This window comes from Senegalia massiliensis (genome assembly GCF_009911265.1).
In the GTDB taxonomy this organism is placed as follows: Bacteria; Bacillota; Clostridia; order Tissierellales; family SIT17; genus Anaeromonas; species Anaeromonas massiliensis_A.
The window spans coordinates 20,706-36,629 of the sequence record NZ_QXXA01000019.1; the positions used below are offsets into that span (position 1 = coordinate 20,706).

At 27.7% G+C, this 15,924-nt stretch carries 33 protein-coding genes; 2 read left to right on the top strand and 31 right to left on the bottom strand.

Annotated features, from left to right (window positions below; all coding sequences use genetic code 11):
• Window positions 1-11: 11 nt before the first annotated feature.
• The 29 genes from D3Z33_RS14710 to D3Z33_RS14845 form a co-directional block, all read right to left on the bottom strand.
• On the bottom strand, window positions 12-1,322 hold the full coding sequence (locus D3Z33_RS14710; protein ID WP_160198535.1) for a terminase large subunit domain-containing protein: 1,311 nt from the start codon (window positions 1,320-1,322) through the stop codon (window positions 12-14).
• The gene (gene terS, locus D3Z33_RS14715; protein ID WP_160198536.1) at window positions 1,309-2,037 is read right to left on the bottom strand and encodes a phage terminase small subunit; all 729 of its coding nucleotides are present in this window, start codon (window positions 2,035-2,037) and stop codon (window positions 1,309-1,311) included. Before terS ends, D3Z33_RS14710 begins: the two co-directional genes overlap by 14 nt.
• A 76-nt stretch (window positions 2,038-2,113) precedes the next feature.
• The gene (locus D3Z33_RS14720; protein ID WP_160198537.1) at window positions 2,114-2,677 is read right to left on the bottom strand and encodes a hypothetical protein; all 564 of its coding nucleotides are present in this window, start codon (window positions 2,675-2,677) and stop codon (window positions 2,114-2,116) included.
• Window positions 2,678-2,832: 155 nt separating this feature from the next.
• A complete protein-coding gene (locus tag D3Z33_RS14725) occupies window positions 2,833-3,072 on the bottom strand; it encodes a hypothetical protein (RefSeq protein ID WP_160198538.1) in 240 nt (79 codons plus the stop codon).
• Window positions 3,073-3,107: 35 nt separating this feature from the next.
• Complete coding sequence (locus D3Z33_RS14730) at window positions 3,108-4,043, bottom strand: sce7725 family protein (RefSeq protein WP_160198539.1); 936 nt, start codon at window positions 4,041-4,043, stop codon at window positions 3,108-3,110.
• Window positions 4,044-4,045: 2 nt separating this feature from the next.
• Window positions 4,046-4,900, bottom strand: coding sequence for a sce7726 family protein (locus D3Z33_RS14735; protein WP_160198540.1), 855 nt, complete (start codon window positions 4,898-4,900; stop codon window positions 4,046-4,048).
• A 153-nt stretch (window positions 4,901-5,053) separates the two neighbouring features.
• Window positions 5,054-5,422: a hypothetical protein gene (locus D3Z33_RS14740; protein WP_160198541.1), complete on the bottom strand. Its 369-nt coding sequence runs from the start codon at window positions 5,420-5,422 to the stop codon at window positions 5,054-5,056.
• 82 nt (window positions 5,423-5,504) lie between these two features.
• Window positions 5,505-5,648, bottom strand: a complete 144-nt coding sequence (locus D3Z33_RS14745; protein WP_160198542.1) for a hypothetical protein — start codon at window positions 5,646-5,648, stop codon at window positions 5,505-5,507.
• Complete coding sequence (locus D3Z33_RS16580) at window positions 5,635-5,772, bottom strand: hypothetical protein (protein WP_207708355.1); 138 nt, start codon at window positions 5,770-5,772, stop codon at window positions 5,635-5,637. The genes D3Z33_RS14745 and D3Z33_RS16580 overlap by 14 nt, the downstream gene beginning before the upstream one ends.
• Window positions 5,773-5,930: 158 nt before the next feature.
• Window positions 5,931-6,359, bottom strand: a complete 429-nt coding sequence (locus D3Z33_RS14750) for a sigma factor-like helix-turn-helix DNA-binding protein (RefSeq protein WP_160198543.1) — start codon at window positions 6,357-6,359, stop codon at window positions 5,931-5,933.
• Window positions 6,360-6,364: 5 nt separating this feature from the next.
• Window positions 6,365-6,694, bottom strand: a complete 330-nt coding sequence (locus D3Z33_RS14755; RefSeq protein ID WP_160198544.1) for a hypothetical protein — start codon at window positions 6,692-6,694, stop codon at window positions 6,365-6,367.
• Between the two features lie 70 nt (window positions 6,695-6,764).
• Window positions 6,765-6,983 carry a hypothetical protein gene (locus tag D3Z33_RS14760; RefSeq protein WP_160198545.1) on the bottom strand — a complete coding sequence of 73 codons (219 nt, stop codon included), beginning with the start codon at window positions 6,981-6,983 and terminating at the stop codon, window positions 6,765-6,767.
• Window positions 6,983-7,156, bottom strand: a complete 174-nt coding sequence (locus tag D3Z33_RS14765) for a hypothetical protein (RefSeq protein ID WP_160198546.1) — start codon at window positions 7,154-7,156, stop codon at window positions 6,983-6,985. Before D3Z33_RS14765 ends, D3Z33_RS14760 begins: the two co-directional genes overlap by 1 nt.
• A 1-nt stretch (window position 7,157) precedes the next feature.
• The gene (locus tag D3Z33_RS14770) at window positions 7,158-7,469 is read right to left on the bottom strand and encodes a hypothetical protein (RefSeq protein ID WP_160198547.1); all 312 of its coding nucleotides are present in this window, start codon (window positions 7,467-7,469) and stop codon (window positions 7,158-7,160) included.
• Between the two features lie 10 nt (window positions 7,470-7,479).
• A complete protein-coding gene (locus D3Z33_RS14775) occupies window positions 7,480-7,632 on the bottom strand; it encodes a hypothetical protein (protein WP_160198548.1) in 153 nt (50 codons plus the stop codon).
• An 11-nt stretch (window positions 7,633-7,643) separates the two neighbouring features.
• The gene (locus D3Z33_RS14780; RefSeq protein WP_160198549.1) at window positions 7,644-7,829 is read right to left on the bottom strand and encodes a hypothetical protein; all 186 of its coding nucleotides are present in this window, start codon (window positions 7,827-7,829) and stop codon (window positions 7,644-7,646) included.
• Window positions 7,830-7,839: 10 nt separating this feature from the next.
• Window positions 7,840-8,241, bottom strand: coding sequence for a DUF1064 domain-containing protein (locus tag D3Z33_RS14785; RefSeq protein ID WP_160198550.1), 402 nt, complete (start codon window positions 8,239-8,241; stop codon window positions 7,840-7,842).
• A 99-nt stretch (window positions 8,242-8,340) separates the two neighbouring features.
• On the bottom strand, window positions 8,341-9,138 hold the full coding sequence (locus D3Z33_RS14790; RefSeq protein WP_160198551.1) for a DNA adenine methylase: 798 nt from the start codon (window positions 9,136-9,138) through the stop codon (window positions 8,341-8,343).
• A 12-nt stretch (window positions 9,139-9,150) separates the two neighbouring features.
• Entirely contained in the window at window positions 9,151-9,330 is a 180-nt protein-coding gene (locus tag D3Z33_RS14795; protein ID WP_160198552.1) for a hypothetical protein, read from the bottom strand.
• 96 nt (window positions 9,331-9,426) lie between these two features.
• Window positions 9,427-9,600: a hypothetical protein gene (locus D3Z33_RS14800; protein WP_160198553.1), complete on the bottom strand. Its 174-nt coding sequence runs from the start codon at window positions 9,598-9,600 to the stop codon at window positions 9,427-9,429.
• Between the two features lie 6 nt (window positions 9,601-9,606).
• On the bottom strand, window positions 9,607-9,858 hold the full coding sequence (locus tag D3Z33_RS14805) for a hypothetical protein (protein WP_160198554.1): 252 nt from the start codon (window positions 9,856-9,858) through the stop codon (window positions 9,607-9,609).
• Window positions 9,859-9,870: 12 nt separating this feature from the next.
• Window positions 9,871-10,287, bottom strand: a complete 417-nt coding sequence (locus D3Z33_RS14810; protein ID WP_160198568.1) for a single-stranded DNA-binding protein — start codon at window positions 10,285-10,287, stop codon at window positions 9,871-9,873.
• A 5-nt stretch (window positions 10,288-10,292) separates the two neighbouring features.
• Complete coding sequence (locus tag D3Z33_RS14815) at window positions 10,293-11,225, bottom strand: Lin1244/Lin1753 domain-containing protein (RefSeq protein WP_160198555.1); 933 nt, start codon at window positions 11,223-11,225, stop codon at window positions 10,293-10,295.
• Window positions 11,226-11,296: 71 nt separating this feature from the next.
• Window positions 11,297-11,983 carry a hypothetical protein gene (locus tag D3Z33_RS14820; RefSeq protein WP_243153528.1) on the bottom strand — a complete coding sequence of 229 codons (687 nt, stop codon included), beginning with the start codon at window positions 11,981-11,983 and terminating at the stop codon, window positions 11,297-11,299.
• Window positions 11,973-12,548: an HD domain-containing protein gene (locus D3Z33_RS14825; protein ID WP_160198556.1), complete on the bottom strand. Its 576-nt coding sequence runs from the start codon at window positions 12,546-12,548 to the stop codon at window positions 11,973-11,975. The genes D3Z33_RS14820 and D3Z33_RS14825 overlap by 11 nt, the downstream gene beginning before the upstream one ends.
• A complete protein-coding gene (locus D3Z33_RS14830) occupies window positions 12,549-13,010 on the bottom strand; it encodes a hypothetical protein (RefSeq protein WP_160198557.1) in 462 nt (153 codons plus the stop codon). It abuts the gene before it with no gap.
• A gap of 46 nt (window positions 13,011-13,056) precedes the next feature.
• Window positions 13,057-13,536 carry a helix-turn-helix domain-containing protein gene (locus D3Z33_RS14835; RefSeq protein WP_160198558.1) on the bottom strand — a complete coding sequence of 160 codons (480 nt, stop codon included), beginning with the start codon at window positions 13,534-13,536 and terminating at the stop codon, window positions 13,057-13,059.
• Window positions 13,537-13,681: 145 nt separating this feature from the next.
• Window positions 13,682-13,894, bottom strand: a complete 213-nt coding sequence (locus D3Z33_RS14840; protein ID WP_160198559.1) for a helix-turn-helix domain-containing protein — start codon at window positions 13,892-13,894, stop codon at window positions 13,682-13,684.
• A gap of 131 nt (window positions 13,895-14,025) precedes the next feature.
• Window positions 14,026-14,205, bottom strand: coding sequence for a hypothetical protein (locus D3Z33_RS14845; RefSeq protein ID WP_160198560.1), 180 nt, complete (start codon window positions 14,203-14,205; stop codon window positions 14,026-14,028).
• Between the two features lie 136 nt (window positions 14,206-14,341).
• Here D3Z33_RS14845 and D3Z33_RS14850 point away from each other — a divergent pair, with 136 nt between their 5' ends.
• The gene (locus tag D3Z33_RS14850; protein ID WP_160198561.1) at window positions 14,342-14,509 is read left to right on the top strand and encodes a hypothetical protein; all 168 of its coding nucleotides are present in this window, start codon (window positions 14,342-14,344) and stop codon (window positions 14,507-14,509) included.
• Here D3Z33_RS14850 and D3Z33_RS14855 read toward each other — a convergent pair.
• Entirely contained in the window at window positions 14,506-14,649 is a 144-nt protein-coding gene (locus tag D3Z33_RS14855; RefSeq protein ID WP_160198562.1) for a hypothetical protein, read from the bottom strand. The two genes, D3Z33_RS14850 and D3Z33_RS14855, sit on opposite strands and share 4 nt — an antisense overlap.
• Before the next feature lie 89 nt (window positions 14,650-14,738).
• Complete coding sequence (locus tag D3Z33_RS14860) at window positions 14,739-14,969, bottom strand: helix-turn-helix transcriptional regulator (RefSeq protein ID WP_160198563.1); 231 nt, start codon at window positions 14,967-14,969, stop codon at window positions 14,739-14,741.
• A 163-nt stretch (window positions 14,970-15,132) separates the two neighbouring features.
• On the opposite strand from D3Z33_RS14860, the gene D3Z33_RS14865 reads away from it, so the two are divergent.
• On the top strand, window positions 15,133-15,540 hold the full coding sequence (locus tag D3Z33_RS14865; protein ID WP_160198564.1) for a helix-turn-helix domain-containing protein: 408 nt from the start codon (window positions 15,133-15,135) through the stop codon (window positions 15,538-15,540).
• Window positions 15,541-15,924 lie beyond the last annotated feature (384 nt).

The window sequence follows — 15,924 nt, forward strand, 5'->3', positions numbered from 1 at the left end:
TCATCACCTCATTACTGATTAATAAATCTTTTAGCATCTCTTTCAATGCTATATTCTAGTGCATCTAATGTATCTATATCACTTGTACCATCATCAAGTCTTTTAAGTTCATCAGTTTCACTGTCCCATACTGCATTCGTAAGAGCATCTTCTACAGTTTCAGCATTTTGGGTATAAGAAAACCTCCCTTGTGCCATAAGGGAAGTTACAAGTCTAATTCTATCTACTATAGGTATTTTCTTTGAATCTCTTATTGTAATATTTAATCTTTCTTTTTTAGCTACATTCTTAAATCCTCTAATAAGAACTTGTTCATTATTATCTGGATAAACATAATTTACTTTACCATACTTATTTATAATCCTTTTTACAAAATCTATAAATAATTGATTTAATCCATCTGGATCTACATCTGTTTCATATCTTTCACTCTCTAAAATAACTACCTCTTTATATCCTCTAGTTATTCCAGTAGCAACAAAGGCATGTTTTGATTCATTACCTCCAAAATCTATGCCTATATTTATACTCATATAATTTCTTTTAGCTTTGTCTGTTCTGTATTTCTTAGGATTAGTAGCAAACTGTCTATATATAAGACCCTCCGCTATCATCCTTTTACCTATTATATCTCTTTGATACCATATAGAATTCTTATCATATTGACTTATTATTTCAGCTATTCTTTGTTCAGTTAGATTGATATTATCAAATATAGTAAAGTGTTGATAATTATAACCACCAACTAATTCAGCTTCTTCTTGCTTTTTCTTATAAAGATCTATATATTCAGTGTAAATTTGATGCTTAGGTTTAGAAGGGTTTAAATCCCAAAATATCTTTCTATTCTTAGCCATAAGTTGTCTATTAAAAGCTTCTTTAATAGTATTATCATGGTGTAGGTTAATTTCTGTTGCTATCCACATTCCATAAGAGTTACCCCTTATCTTTTTAAAACTATCGGCTTTAGCTCCACCAGCAAATATAACAATCTTTTCTCCAGTCATTGTTTTAACATAGATACATTCATTGTCTTTAAACTTTCCCCAACGACTTCTACCTCTAAATATATACTCTAATCCAAATCCATTAGCTTCACCTATATTTAATTTAGCATTTGCAGCAGTAGATCCAGTTGCAAGATGTATCTTATCTGGTGTTCTTTCAAGTTCCATAGCAAAGGCAAAAACATTATCTATAGTTTTTCCAGCTCTTACTGCTCCTTCAGCAACGTTTATAGTGTTATATTTACAATTTCTTATATATTCTTTGTGTTTCTCACCAAATCCCCAGTTTATAGTTTTTGTCTTAGTTATTGCCATATATATCACCATAAACTTCTGATAAATCTTCTATATCTGTACTAGCACCAGTAATCTTATTGGTATCAGCTTTAAGCTTTTCTATTCTAGCTTTTTGTTCTTCTGTAGCTAAATCAGTTTTAAGCATTTCTTCATACCTTTTTATCATACTTCTAAGCTCACCCATTGCTCTGGATTGTGCTTTTAAAAATGTTGCTTGCCTATCCCAACTAAATTGAAACTCATACTCTTCTTCTATAGGTAATTGTTCTGATTCATCATCTATTGTTGCTATTTCATATTTAGATTTTTTAAGTTCTTTTATCATTTCTTCTTTATCCTGGACATACATAATTCTTTGGCTTCTTATTATTGCTGCATATTGTATTTGTATGTTTTCCCATAAAATATCTAATGGATTCTTAACTTTTATCTCCTGGATAAGATCTAATGTTTCACCAGGAAGATACTTTGAAAAGAATCCATGTTTTTCTGCATTTTTATTTTTAACAGGTGCTCCATGACCTGCAGCATTTTTATTATTTAAGGGCGCACCCTTTTTACTTTTGTGTGCACCCTTTTGCTTTTTCTCTTTAGCCCATCCATATCTTTTAACCCATGATTTTATTGTATTTAAACTTACATCATATTTATCTGCTAAATCCTTATATTTCATACCTTTAATGTAATCTTCTTTGGCCATATCTTTTGTATCTGGACTTCTTACTCTTGCCATACCACCACCTCGATTGCTATATGCTTTTGTTTGTTTTGGATATAAAAAAACACCTACCTAAGTAGATGCGTATGTATTATAATTCAATTTGCCCTGTTTTCTTTTCTCCTTCAGGTTTTTGAGGTTCATATTTTTTTAATTCATCATGTAATGTTTTATATTCCCAATTTTCCTTCTTACTTGAAAACATAATTTGTTTTTCTTCTCCATTACTTTTATATCCTATAATCAGCTTTTTTTTAGTCTTTGTTTTCTTCTTAGTTCCAATACCACTCATACCACCAACAACAGCTCCATCTGAATCGTCTAATAAATGCCCTATCATTGCTCTACCTACTACAGATTTATCTTTTTCGTATACTTCAGTTACTGTAATATTTTTTACATACTCAAACTTATCCATATCTAATACTATTGCATTTTCTTTTTGTTTTCCGAGTAATAATTTACCCATATATAATTTATTTTCTTTAGGATTCAATTCTATAGATGTTCTTTGACCTTTTTCTATATTAGGTAATCCTTCTAAATGATGTAATTGAACAAATACTTTAGTTTTTTTATTTCTCTTTTCTCTATATTTTTGCTTATGTTCTTCATTCTTTTTATTTAATTCTTTTATCATATCAAAAAATCCCATAATATTATACCTCCCTTATATATATTATTATAATATATGGAGGAAAATTTTACTAATATTATATTATTTAAAATTGCATTTGATAATTGTTTTCTCATCTCATCATCTAAAATAAAAAGACACTCTATTGAGTGCCAAAGTTATATACTTTATATTCAATATTTATCTATCATCTTTGCTGCTTTTTCTTTGAATCCATTTTTTCCATATTCAATTTTATTAATCAAATCATATATTTCTTCTCTTAATTTTTTGATATTAGTATATAGATATCCATCTTGATTATATTTAGTTAACTCATAAATATTTCCATTCTCCAAATGAATCATTATGTTTTCAATATTGTTTAATTCATGTGAATACTTCTTTATTATATCAATTTTTTTATTTGTCATCATTGACACCTCTTTTCTTAAGAAAAACAGATATATTAATTAGTTGTTTCTAAATATTCATTTACTAACTCTAAATGATGCATAATTGAAAGTTTCTTAACTACACCTAGTCCTGAGTATTTACTTTCTTTATACAGTCTTTTGAACTCTTTTAATCCTTCTGTTTCTTTTATATTCCTATTATTACTCCATTCTATAAGTTTTTTTAGTGCTTCACCAAACTTGCCAGCTGGATCTTGAATATCTTCATTAGAATTTGATACAAAATGTCTAATTCTTAAATTAGATTCATCATCAAAGTAATGTATATGTATAGCAACAGCAAAAGGTGCAAATCCTGTATCTTTATATTCTGATCCTACAACAGAGAAGTCAGAAAATCCTATATACCCATCATCTTTAAAGTATATATGATCATCAGAAAAAAATTCATCTTCTTTTTTTAGGTAATCAATATTTCTAGCTCTTTTATTGAATTTATCGTCTGATATTACTCTACTATCTTTTATTTTTCTTCTAAATGAACTTTCATCTTTTATTAAAGTATACTTAGGTTTATCTTCGCAAAAATATTTTTCATATGTTTCTAAATAATCGATATCATTTATACATACTATTATAGAGTCTAATTTGTCATTAATTTGTATTTGAGGTATTTCCTCTTCAGAATCTTCATTCATAATATATGTCTTAATAATATTCTCATCATTTAATAACTCTTTGTATTTATCATATAATGTATCATTTTTAGATTCTTCTATATCTTCTTGAAAAGCACCTACTTGTGGATTTATCACTATCCCTATATTATTTTTTCGTTTAATAAATTCCTGTATTGTTGAAATTAATGTTGATGATAACTTAACTGGTTCTATTATTGGAATCGTTTTATCACTTATTAAATAATTTTCGCTTAAGTTTCTTAATGCAATTAATTCAAATTGCTTCCCTCTCAAATATGGAAAATACATATTTAATCCCCCCATTTTTTTTCTAGAAATTGTTCTAATAGTTTATAATCTTTTTTCTTTAAATTAAGAAAATACATAATAAATCTTAACTCATATGGAACGATATTCTTATATTTTTCTATCATTGTTTTATCCCTTTTTTTAAGCTCTTTTATCATTAAGGATTGTAATTTTTCAATATTTATTGTTTTAATTAGTTCAAAACATTTTTTGTAGTAATTAAAATCTGTAGTTTCTGGAAGGTATCCAAACTCACTGAGAATTAAGTTTTCAAATTCATTCTTTCTTATAATTTTAAATATTTCATTATATCTCAGCTTTGTACTATCAGTCATTATTTTTTTTCTATAGCTTAATGTATTTCGACTTGTTAATACATAAATACCTACGTTTGTTTGTTTCAACTTTTCTTTAGCTTTTAAATAATTTGATTCACTAGTTACTAAACAAACATTAGTAAAAGCTTTGTAGTAATCATCAATTTGAGAATTTAATCTCTCAAAATTATCTAATTCAGTCTTTATTTCATATACTACTGCTTCTCCATTAATCATTATATAATCAGCTTTAGATTTTGCTATTGGTATTTCAGTAAGTGCAGTCGTAGTATTTAAACTATGCCTACCTAATAAAAGTTTATTAAATAATGTATTCTTATAAAAATACTCATTTCTATAATTCTTTTCTAAGTATTTATATATATAATTTATTGCCATTTTATTAGTTAAATCTTTCTTTTCTGAAATATAGTTATTTATACATATATTATATTTTTCTGCAATTCTGCCATCTATCAAATTTCTAAAAGTGTTTTTTGAAAAAAAATTATTAAGTATCAAATCACCATTGTTTTCCATAAAAATTCTACCCCTTATAATACTAAAATTTATATTATATGATTATAAATCAATATCACTTATTTAATATAATAACAGATATATTATATCATTGAAAACTATGATTTTATGATTAATAAATTTATTAAAAAAGAAGTTATGTTTTTGTTCGTTTTAGATATTATATGACTCCCCAGTTCTTGTACTAGTCTTACATGTATTACATATAGCAGTTAATGTACCTGGATATATGTTTCTGAGATGCATTCTAATAAGTTTCTGATTATTATCCCAACAATTACTACAATAAGGTTCTTTATACTCAATATCATCTTTCTTGTAATAACTATTATTTTTAAAAATTAGTGATTTACTTATTTCGGTGTTATCCTTCAATTCTTTAATTTTTTCTTTTAAATTCTTATTCTCCTCCAATAAGTCTAAACTTTCTTTTTGTACATCAAGTAATGCCCTATATAACTCAACATTATCTGCTTTTTGAGCTATATTAACTGCATCTTTTAAAGCATCGTATACTCCCATAAATTCACCCCCTTTATATATACAAAATTCTACATAGAAAGGGACAATCCTTCATATTTTCATCGCAATATTCGACAATATTCTATATTAACTTATCATACTGCTTTATAATTTCTTTTGCTGCATTATACTTTTCTAGTACCTCTTTAAGCTCTTTTCTTAATTGTCTTAACTCATACTCTCTTTTTGTAAGGTCCTCCATTAGTGATTTTTCATTTTGAGTCACTTTTATCACCTTTCTTTTTCTTATTGCTGCAACTTGGTAGCATACAATAATAAGTATTTGAATCTATTTTAGTTCTCCATATACAATTTTTACATTTACTCTTATTAAATTTCTTATCTGTCATTTTCATATTCTCACCTTTTTGGCATAATAAAAAGAACACTCCTGGCGTTTAAGTGTTCTTTTATATATAATATTAAATTTATGATGAAAGCCTGTGTATTTCGTCGGTCTTTCTCTTAATACCATCATAGCATGGCAATTTCCAAATTTCCGTATACTCTAAGTATACAATTTCTTATTCTTTGCAGATACTTTTTTAATCCATATTACACTATAACCTAACTCATCTGCTATTTCTTCTAAAGTTTTACCTTCTACATCTCTTAAATATACTACTTTATAGTCTATTCCTTCTAGTTGCTTCATATTGCTTTTTATTTTATCTATAATTTCTTTATAATTCTTAATAGTTTCGTTATGTAGATGTATATGACTGTCTAATTTTTGTAATCTTATAAGTCCTTCTGCCATATCTAATTTAACCTTTCCACCTGTTACTCTTTCACTAGAATAATCTAATGATCCACTTGAGTCAGATGTGCTCATACACTTTTGAATAAATTCTTTTTCTTTTTCATATACTTCTTTTCTTAATTCCCATATTCTTAATATTCTATTTAAATCTTTTATGCCACTACCCATATCCATTTGTCCTACTCCCCTTTTCTTATAGCATTTATCTGTCCTTCCACTATTCCTATTTCTAATTTAATAGCTCTTTGTTTCTCATATGCTACATCGTAACTAGAAGCAGCATTATCTCTATAAAATCTTAACTGTGCTATTTCTTTCTTGCCTTTTACTACATCATTAATTATTGTTACTGGCATCTTGTTTTCTCTTTCTATTCTTATCTCTTTTGATACTGCTATTTTATAGTTATACTCTGTCTTTGCCTTCTTATAGCCTTTTCTCTCTATCTCTTTTAAGTTTTCATTTAATTTCTTTCTTAAGTTTTGTAATTCTATTATTAGCTGCTGCAATATCTCCCCTCCTAAAATAAAAGACACCCCTAGAATATTTCTAGAAGTGCCCGCTGGCTGTCCAGTAGAGCTATATTAAATTATATTCCTTACCTAATTCCCTTAAATTCTTTATTATAACATTGAAGTTCTCCTGATGTTTATAATCTGATAATATTAAATTCTCTAATATCTCTTTTATCGAGTCACTTTTCCCTCTAAATTCTTCTATATGCCTTTTAACATCTTCCTCAAACCTATTAGGTTCAAATTCATATTTGCTTGAGCCCATCATACTTGGTTTTCTCATCAATATGCCTTCTTTCTATCTTTTAAAGTATAGTCCATCTGTAAATTACCATTGTGATTTGATATATCTATATTTATATGGTCCAGTTTTCCTTCATTATTTGCTAGTCTAAGTACATTTTCTATAAAACTATTTATTTGATACTGCAACATTTCTTTTTTATTGTCTTCCATATTAATTCCCCTTTATAATACTGCTTTCTTTAATTAACTTTATATTTTCTTTTTCTATATAAGGAACTCCATCTATAGTTCCATCTTTCCAAGCTTGCCTAAAATCTTCTATGTTATTAAATCCAAAGTAATTACCTGTTAATTCGAATTCTACTTCTGTTAATTTTCTATGGTTTTCTTCATCAGCACCACCTAAAATCACAAATTCTTTTTCACAATAACCACTTGTTGCTAATACTAATCTAATTCCATTAAGCCTTTTATTTCTTTCGTCATGTGTAACTGTATTTACTTCACCTATTAATATCTGCATGATAGCCCCCTTAATTCTTTATAGTCTTTTCTATATAAATAAAATTCTTATCAAAACTTATTCTATCTACATAAGGTAAATTATTTTTAATAAATCTAATTCTTTCTTTAAAATTCCTATAAGGTATTGCTTGTACTACTGTTAAAAGTTCATATTCTAACATTACAAACACTCCTAATCTATATAAAGTACATTATTAGATTTATCTACTACAAATTCACATTCTTTAGATATTTGCCAAAACCACCCTTTTCCATCTGTAAACTCATACGTTTTAGGTAATTCTTTTACAAATATACCTTTTCTAAAAGGGTTATCTTTGCTTGACATTTTATTTATAACTATATCTCCAAATTTCATGATAACCTCCTTATTTAATTATCTTTAAACTTAAATCTGGATATTTATATTCAAATAATTTCTTCTTAATTTTAAATACTTGTGTTTCCATACCTTTTACATCTACTACATCAGTGCTACCATCCAAGTTATCTATTATAAAATCAGCATAGTATGTAATAGGTCTATGTCTTTCACCATTTTTAGTAAACCCTTCTTGTAGTACAAATTTTTCTTGTAATCCAAAATCTTTTATTTCTCCTGCTTGCTTTAATAATTTTAATTTAAGATAATAATTTGCTTCCTTTTTACTATCAAAAGTTATTTCATCTATAGTTACTTTTTTATTTCTATACTTAGATTTCTTTTTAGGTTTACTTCTTGTTTTAACTTTGTATTCTTCATATTCTTCCTCACTCCAACTAATTCCCATTGCTTAACCTCTCCTTAATATATTGTTATAGATGTATCTCTTCATCAAAGTTCCATCTAGCAAATATTTTAAATGCTTTATCATATTTAAACTCTCCTTTTAAAGCAAAGATATCTGACTAAATTTTTGATAATTAGTCCATATGATTTCTTTTCTCTTTTTTCCTTGTTCTGCATTTGTATAAAATTCATGCTTAGCCCATCCTTCAAGTAATTCATTGTATAAATCTGATTCATAACCACTTATCATTACAGTTCCTGAATGATACTTTAATGATTTAATCAATTCAATATGTTCTTCACTTTCTGTCATTTCCTCATTATAATATCTTTGTTTTCTAGTACTTAATAAATACGGTGGATCCACATATATTAAACAATCTTTGTGATTATACTTTTTTATTAATTTTAAAGCATCTGTGTTTTCTATTTCTGCATCTTTTAGTCTTTCTGCTGCTTCTAAAATTCTTCTAGGTAATTTATTCCACTCTCCGATAACTCTTTGATTACATTTGGCACCTAATACTGGTCCTGCATGTCGCCAACTTGAAGTATAATATTGCATACCTGCTCTTGCCATATTAGATCTTGCTAAAAATCTTCTAGCCTTTTCTATTTCATTACCTTGAATTTTATGACATTCTTTATATTCATCCCTACTATATGGAGTTAATAATATTTTCTCAGCTAATTCTCCAGGATAATCTCTAATAATTTTAAATAGATTTGTTACTTGACTATCTAGATCATTTATTACCTCTGTAAATGAAGGTGCTTTAGAAAAAAACACTGCTCCTGATCCAAAGAAAGGCTCTAAGTATATTTTATGTTCAGGCATTAAAGAAATAATTTTATTAGCTATACTCCATTTAGCTCCCGGCCACTTTAAAACTTTCACTTAATCAACCTCCTATATAGCAGTAATATTATATTGACTTGATATCATTCCTGCTTTATCTACACATGTCTTGTAATTCCTAGTCTCTAATACATAAAAACTTGGATATTCCTGTACTACAGTTCCTATCAATTTATTCTTATAGCCTTTTCTACCGCTTTGTATTACTTCATACCTCTTGCCTACCTTCATGATTTTGTCCTCCATATACTTTTAGCTTTTTCTATTGCTTCTTTGGCACTAATATTGTTACTAAAATATATCTTTACTGCTGTATCAACTATTTCTTTATATTCTTTTGTCATTACTGTCACCTAATTTATCTATTGCATAATCTAAAGCTAAAATGTCAAATTTCCAATCTAAATCTTCTTTTGCAAACTCTTCTAAATGTGATCTTAAACTCTTTAATTGCTCTATATTTCTATCTGAACATTTCTCTTTTTCTAATGTTAATGGCATTTTATATCACTCTCCATTTGCTTTTTTAATAGCCTGTACTAATTGATGGGTATCTAATTCCTTAACAACATCTATATTAAATTCTCTATTAAGCTTTTTATTTTCATATGCACCCACATTTATATTAAATTTAAATCCATTATCTAGAAGTAGATCATGTTTAAGGTCGCTTACATAACTTCTCAATTTAGTATCTAACTCTTTTTGTTTCTGTTCATATAAAACTTTATCTGATATTTTTAACCCTGTTATTTGCATTAATAAACCTCCTTAAAATGGTATATCTTCATCATCTACTGGAACAAATCCTTTGTTTATATCACTATCACTAGATGTCTCTTTCTTATCTCCAAACTCTAAAAATTGTACTCTTTCTGCTACTACCTCAGTAATATATATTCTTTCTCCTTCTGCATTTTCATAACTTCTAGTTTCTATCCTACCTTCTACTGCTACAAGCCTACCTTTAGCAAGATAATTTGCACAGTTTTCTGCTTGTTTTCCCCATACCACAGTCCTTAAAAAATCTGCTGTAGGCTTATTTTGCATTTCAAGCTCTTGTTTTTTATCTTTGCTTAGATTCTTGTCTACAGCCAAAGTAAATGTTGATACTGCAGTTCCATTACCAGGTAAAAATCTTAATTCTGGATCCTTTGTTAATCTTCCTATAAGTATTACTTTATTAATAATAATCACATCCCACTTATTTTATTTTTAAATTTTTTTCTAACCTTAGCTTCCAGTTCATCAGCAGAATACTTTGTTGTACGTTGCTCAAAATTATGAAATTGAGTCTGTACTTTCTTCCCTTTAGGTTTCTGAGGTTTTTTCTTACCTCCTAGGTCCATACCTCCATTGGTATTCCAATTGGTAAGTATTGTTTCTACATAAGATTTTGACCTTGCATCATGTTTTTCTGCTAATAATATTGCATTTTTAAACCATTCAAATCCATATTGCTCTAATGTTTGTTTAATCCATTCTGGTGTAAAACCATTAATAGTAAAACCACATTTTTGATATAGATTAGCTATTACTTTAAAATTTTCTTTTTTAGTATCTGATAATTCCTCTTCATTCAAAAGATCATTATCAAAATCATCACAACAATCATCTTTCTTTTTGTTGTTATATTCTTTACTCTTCTTTACTTTACTTTTCTTTACTTTACTTTGTGTACTTCTGTTAACATTAATCGAGTTAATGTTAACATTAACTCGATTAATGTAATCATTATCTAAATCTATTAATAAATATTCTAAAATAAGATTAATATCTTTCCTTCTGCTAACTGCTTCTAAAAATCTTTTTTGTATTCCTTTAGATGTCAATATCTTATATTCATCAAATATATTCTTATTAAAAAAATTTACTTGGACTGCTTTATTTACAACCTCAACTACTGCGCCCTCGCTAGCCCCAACTTCGTCAGCAACTAGAAAAGTCATATCATTGTCCCACCCAACATAGTACCCTTCATCACGATAGATACTAGATAGCAGGCTGATTAGTATTGTTATAGATTGAATTCCACAAGCCCTCATAATCTTCCTAACTTTTATATCTTGTAAAAAATCTACATCTAAAGGATAATAATCTAATCCTTTTTTAATAGGTCTTGCCACTTTATCACCTTCTTTTGTTTAAAGAGGGGATAAACCCCTCATATACTTTATTTAAAGATGTAGATACTGTATTATTTGATAAGCATTTTTGCTGCTTGTTGCATATAATCGTCTCTTGCATTTTCATGTAGCCATTCTATATAACTTGGATTTTCTTGTGCTATTTCACCTAATGTTTTTCCACTATGTTTTCCAAATGTTACTTTTATATTTTCTGCATCTTTTTCTGTAAGGTTGTCCATTCTTTCAGATTGTTCAAATTGTGCCATATCCTCTGTATCTTGGGTAAATATATCTGATAAACTTGCTACTGTAAGTGTTGCATCTACTTGTGCTCTTTTCTTAGCCATTTTCAAGCAAGTATTATCTAGCATATATACATCCTGTTTAGCTGATTGATATTTCCTTTCTTTACTATTACAACTTCCTAAGCCTTGGGTAATAATCTGGTCATTCTTTTTCAAAATACATCTAACCGTAAATGCAAAGAATCCATCTTCATAATCTTGAGTCTTTTCTATGATTTCATATTCACTTGATAATCCCATTAACATTAATATTTTCTCTGCTCCAGGCTTTAATAAGCTATCTTTAGCTCCATAATAAGATGCTCCATAGTCATGTTTAGGTACTAACGCTTGTTTAATTACCCCTTGAAATTTTTGTATCTTACTTATAGACTGTTCAGCCTTCTGAATATTAATGTTTTCTACTAAGCTTAATGCTGTTGTTTCTTCTACATATTCTCTATTTTCCATCTTGTTCATCCTCCGTTTCTAAAAACCTACTAGCCCACATATCAGCAAAATGTATTAATTGCTGTAATTTTCTTTCATTCCCTTGTAACTGGTACTTGAGGTCACCGTACATGCCATTATGATGAAGTATTGCAAACATTTCATCTTGAGACAGTTCTACAAGACCTTCTATCATATGAATGCTTGCAATTTCATGAGGCACTCCTCTTCTTACTTCGTTGGTTATATAAGGTTTTGTTGTGCTTTGTTTTCCATTTTTTAATATATTTTTAATGTAATTAGGTTCATTGTAATACTCACATTTTCCTAAATCATGAAATAATCCTACTATAACTATTGACTCTTCACTTAACTCTAATTTCATTTTTTTATTTAAATCTAAAGCAAATTTTGTAACATTTATACTATGCTCTAAATTCCCACTTTCTTTAGCTCCATGAAATTTTGATGATGAAGGAGCAGTAAAATAATCAGTTAATCTCAAATATTCCAATAGATCTGTAGTATCTTCATTTTCAATCTTATTAAATAGTTTTAAAAATTCTTCTTGTAGTTTATTTTCCATTTATATTGCCTCCTTCATTCTTTTAACTGGTATGATATAATCAACAAAATTATTTACTCTAGACTTAAATAAAATTCTTTTAAAATGTTTATCTAATTTATCTGTTATTTTCTCTAGCTCTTCTATTGTGTCTAAAGTATTTTCTACTGCTTCTTTTGAATATTTAATTCCAATATTATGTGCTTCTGATATTATTTCTGATAAAACTTGAAAAGATATTTCTTCAAAATCTTCTATTACTATTAATTCTTCTGTTATATTTCCTCTTGTAACTGCCTTCTTAAATGTTGTATCAGTTATTTTTTCATATTTAATATCTCCATCATATGCTGATACATAAAACTTCTTTTTATAAAAGTATTCTTTTCCTTGATATATATATTTGAAATATTCACTATGATGTAATCTCATCCCACTACCTCTAAATCCTTTCTTAGAGTATGATCCGTATGGTAATTTCATTTGTACATTCCTCCTCGGTTTGATATAATTAACGTATAATATATTTTTAAATGCTGACTTCTTCTAGATGCCCGTCTAGAGAGGTCTTTTTATTTTTGGTGAAAATTAAATTTAATGCTGCTCCTGCTACTTCATGAACTTCTTTAGTAACTTGATTCCAGCGATTTAATTCTTCGTTATCTATCACTCCATCACAAGCTATTGAAAACATATCTCTTCTTACAGAACTTAAATCATCTATTTCCTTTTGGAACTTCAATACTGATTCTGCTATATCTGAATGATTTATTTCAGGTAAATACTTTCTTCCAACCATTGTAGATTGCCTTAAATGTTCATAAGCTAACCATTCAGATTTGTAAAGCTCTATCATTTTACATACAATATCATCTGGAGTTGGTGTTATTCCTCTTTCATATGCTGATAGAGAATCTTTAGATACTCTTAAAAATTGTGCTGCTTTTTCTTGAGTTAAATTCGTATTTTTTCTAGCTATTTTATACAAGTTTCCGTATCTTTTCCCCATTCATTTTCACCTACTTTCGTTATAAAATATAATTAAGAATTAATTATTACTCGCCTTTTTAAACCTTGGCATGTCCCTAACTTTTCCTACATAACTAGCAATAACTCTTTTCTTGGGTGTCATCAAGACACCTCCTTTCATTTTTTTACCAACTTATACTTTTTACATTACTTAAGTCAGATAAATCTTTTCCTTTATAGGACTCTACAAAGGCTATTAATTCACTCCTAGAAACTTTATATCTTCCTAACTTCAAAGGTGTTAACATTCCTGCTCTAAATAGAGCGTAAACTTTGTTATTATTTACTTTCAATATTGCTGCTACTTGTGGCACTGTAAAAAGTAAATCATCACCCATTAACTACACCTCCTCCATGCTAATGATTATTAAAAAATGACTTTTTCCAAAAATGGGAGGAATAATTATTTATTTCTCCTATTTAAACATGGTCTTAAAGAAACAGTTGATTTTATATCTAAACTATTCCCTTAAGATATATCTAAATCTAATTTTGATATATCAATAGTCAGGCTTAAAGTAGCACAATTTTGAGGTTTGACAATCAATTTAAAGTCAATTATTTGTTTAATTTCTTGTCCATTTATTTTAAATCTGTGTTGATTGTCATTCCTTATATATTGCAATTTATTTCCTTTTACATTTTCCACTTCTTCTCACCTCCTCATAGTCCCTCATTTACTAAGATTACAGCCTCCTTAAAACCTCCGACGCTGTATCGTTTATTTCTATTGTGATATAATAATTTTGACCCTGAACTTATCACCTGTGAAGGAGGTGATAAATATGGATAAATCAGATATAGCATTACAACTTACATTAAAAGCTATGGATAAATTCGTTCCACATAGAAATGAGTATGGCTCTATTCATGAATTAAACAATAAAGTAGCTGAAAATGTTGCTGAAATGTATAAAATTATTCATTCATCAATTAAAGAAAAAGATAATTAAAAATTATTTGTAAGAAATATTACTAAATTAATAATGGTTTCAACATTTTTTCTAATTTGTTCAGGGTCACCATTTTTCTCATTATCTTTTGCTAGTAACTTTAACTGTTCTAATAAAATCTCTTTTATCTCTTTTTCCACTTCTCTTCACCTCCTTCTAGTTCCTCACTTACCAATTTTTACTCGTTTCTTGGCAACTACTATCATGAGATAATTAATTTAGTAATTATTTACGCAGTATGATTTGTTTTTGTTTTACTAACTGTAAAAGTAGCAGGTAAAAAAATATCATTTATATCTTCACCAAGTATTTTAGATACTTTTTCAGCAATATCCATAGGAACTTTTCTTTTTCCAGTCTCATATACATAATAAGTAGAAGTCGGAATTTCAAGCTTTCTAGCCATTTCAGATTGACTATACCCTTTAGCTATTCTTATAGTTTCTAGAGTTCCTTTCATCTGTTCTCACTCCTTTTCTTTTACTAACTGTAAATCTTAATTTAATTATATATTTACTAAGTGTAAAAGTCAAGTGCTTTTTTGACGTTTCGTAAAAATTATTTTATTTATTTTATTTTCTGATATAATATAAGTAATTTACATATTGTAAAAGGTGGTATATATGAAAAATAAATTAGGCAAAAGAATAAAACAATTAAGAGAAGAAAAAGAATTATCGCAACTACAATTAGCAAAAATATTAAATATAAGTAACTCTACCCTTTCACAATATGAAGCTGGGAATAGAGTTCCTAGTGATGATGTAAAAAGTAAAATCGCAAAAATATTTGATACTACTATAGATTATTTAGTAGGCAATTCTGACGTAAAGAATCCTTACAAAAACAAGCCTTCCCTGCCAGAAGAATTTACTTCTCCAGAAGAAGCTATTAAATTTATTCTACATAAAAACGTCATCATGGGATTTGGTGGGTTTGATGTTAATACTATGTCAGATGAAGAAGTATTAGAATTTGCTAATGAATTATTAAATCAATTGAGACTGATTAGTTATAAATATAAGAAGTAATTTAAACCCGTAGAATTCGATGGGTTTAGAGTATAAGAAATAAAAAAGCATTACCTACTAAGGTAACACTTTAAAATATAACAGGATGAAGAAATATGCTCAACTGTATGAAATCATACAAAACTATAGTGAAATAACATTGAATCTAGTTTGAATAATACGTAAGAAATTTGAAGTCGATAATAACAAGATTAACAATGTATTAAAACTTGTCAGCGAATATCCGACATCCTGTTATATATATTATACCTTATTATAAACTTTTAAAAAAGTAATTAGAATAAAAAATACTAAATAATGAAGAAAAATGTAATGATTTATTAGAAAAAATAAATTAACTTTTAAGAAGGTGATTTTATGGTTTTACCATGGGTTGATACTATA

Coding starts and splice junctions, on each gene's coding strand:
- D3Z33_RS14785 (WP_160198550.1), bottom strand. CDS start 8,241: ATGGGAATTAGTTGGAGTGAGGAAGAATATGAAGAATACAAAGTTAAA.
- D3Z33_RS14730 (WP_160198539.1), bottom strand. CDS start 4,043: ATGTATTTTCCATATTTGAGAGGGAAGCAATTTGAATTAATTGCATTA.
- D3Z33_RS16580 (WP_207708355.1), bottom strand. CDS start 5,772: ATGACAGATAAGAAATTTAATAAGAGTAAATGTAAAAATTGTATATGG.
- D3Z33_RS14760 (WP_160198545.1), bottom strand. CDS start 6,983: ATGAGAAAACCAAGTATGATGGGCTCAAGCAAATATGAATTTGAACCT.
- D3Z33_RS14860 (WP_160198563.1), bottom strand. CDS start 14,969: ATGAAAGGAACTCTAGAAACTATAAGAATAGCTAAAGGGTATAGTCAA.
- D3Z33_RS14765 (WP_160198546.1), bottom strand. CDS start 7,156: ATGGAAGACAATAAAAAAGAAATGTTGCAGTATCAAATAAATAGTTTT.
- D3Z33_RS14735 (WP_160198540.1), bottom strand. CDS start 4,900: ATGGAAAACAATGGTGATTTGATACTTAATAATTTTTTTTCAAAAAAC.
- D3Z33_RS14850 (WP_160198561.1), top strand. CDS start 14,342: ATGGATAAATCAGATATAGCATTACAACTTACATTAAAAGCTATGGAT.
- D3Z33_RS14865 (WP_160198564.1), top strand. CDS start 15,133: ATGAAAAATAAATTAGGCAAAAGAATAAAACAATTAAGAGAAGAAAAA.
- D3Z33_RS14725 (WP_160198538.1), bottom strand. CDS start 3,072: ATGACAAATAAAAAAATTGATATAATAAAGAAGTATTCACATGAATTA.
- D3Z33_RS14830 (WP_160198557.1), bottom strand. CDS start 13,010: ATGAAATTACCATACGGATCATACTCTAAGAAAGGATTTAGAGGTAGT.
- D3Z33_RS14805 (WP_160198554.1), bottom strand. CDS start 9,858: ATGCAAATAACAGGGTTAAAAATATCAGATAAAGTTTTATATGAACAG.
- D3Z33_RS14825 (WP_160198556.1), bottom strand. CDS start 12,548: ATGGAAAATAAACTACAAGAAGAATTTTTAAAACTATTTAATAAGATT.
- D3Z33_RS14800 (WP_160198553.1), bottom strand. CDS start 9,600: ATGCCATTAACATTAGAAAAAGAGAAATGTTCAGATAGAAATATAGAG.
- D3Z33_RS14795 (WP_160198552.1), bottom strand. CDS start 9,330: ATGAAGGTAGGCAAGAGGTATGAAGTAATACAAAGCGGTAGAAAAGGC.
- D3Z33_RS14770 (WP_160198547.1), bottom strand. CDS start 7,469: ATGCAGATATTAATAGGTGAAGTAAATACAGTTACACATGACGAAAGA.
- D3Z33_RS14775 (WP_160198548.1), bottom strand. CDS start 7,632: ATGTTAGAATATGAACTTTTAACAGTAGTACAAGCAATACCTTATAGG.
- D3Z33_RS14750 (WP_160198543.1), bottom strand. CDS start 6,359: ATGGATATGGGTAGTGGCATAAAAGATTTAAATAGAATATTAAGAATA.
- D3Z33_RS14720 (WP_160198537.1), bottom strand. CDS start 2,677: ATGGGATTTTTTGATATGATAAAAGAATTAAATAAAAAGAATGAAGAA.
- D3Z33_RS14780 (WP_160198549.1), bottom strand. CDS start 7,829: ATGAAATTTGGAGATATAGTTATAAATAAAATGTCAAGCAAAGATAAC.
- D3Z33_RS14740 (WP_160198541.1), bottom strand. CDS start 5,422: ATGGGAGTATACGATGCTTTAAAAGATGCAGTTAATATAGCTCAAAAA.
- terS (WP_160198536.1), bottom strand. CDS start 2,037: ATGGCAAGAGTAAGAAGTCCAGATACAAAAGATATGGCCAAAGAAGAT.
- D3Z33_RS14840 (WP_160198559.1), bottom strand. CDS start 13,894: ATGGGTGATGATTTACTTTTTACAGTGCCACAAGTAGCAGCAATATTG.
- D3Z33_RS14835 (WP_160198558.1), bottom strand. CDS start 13,536: ATGGGGAAAAGATACGGAAACTTGTATAAAATAGCTAGAAAAAATACG.
- D3Z33_RS14820 (WP_243153528.1), bottom strand. CDS start 11,983: ATGGAAAATAGAGAATATGTAGAAGAAACAACAGCATTAAGCTTAGTA.
- D3Z33_RS14710 (WP_160198535.1), bottom strand. CDS start 1,322: ATGGCAATAACTAAGACAAAAACTATAAACTGGGGATTTGGTGAGAAA.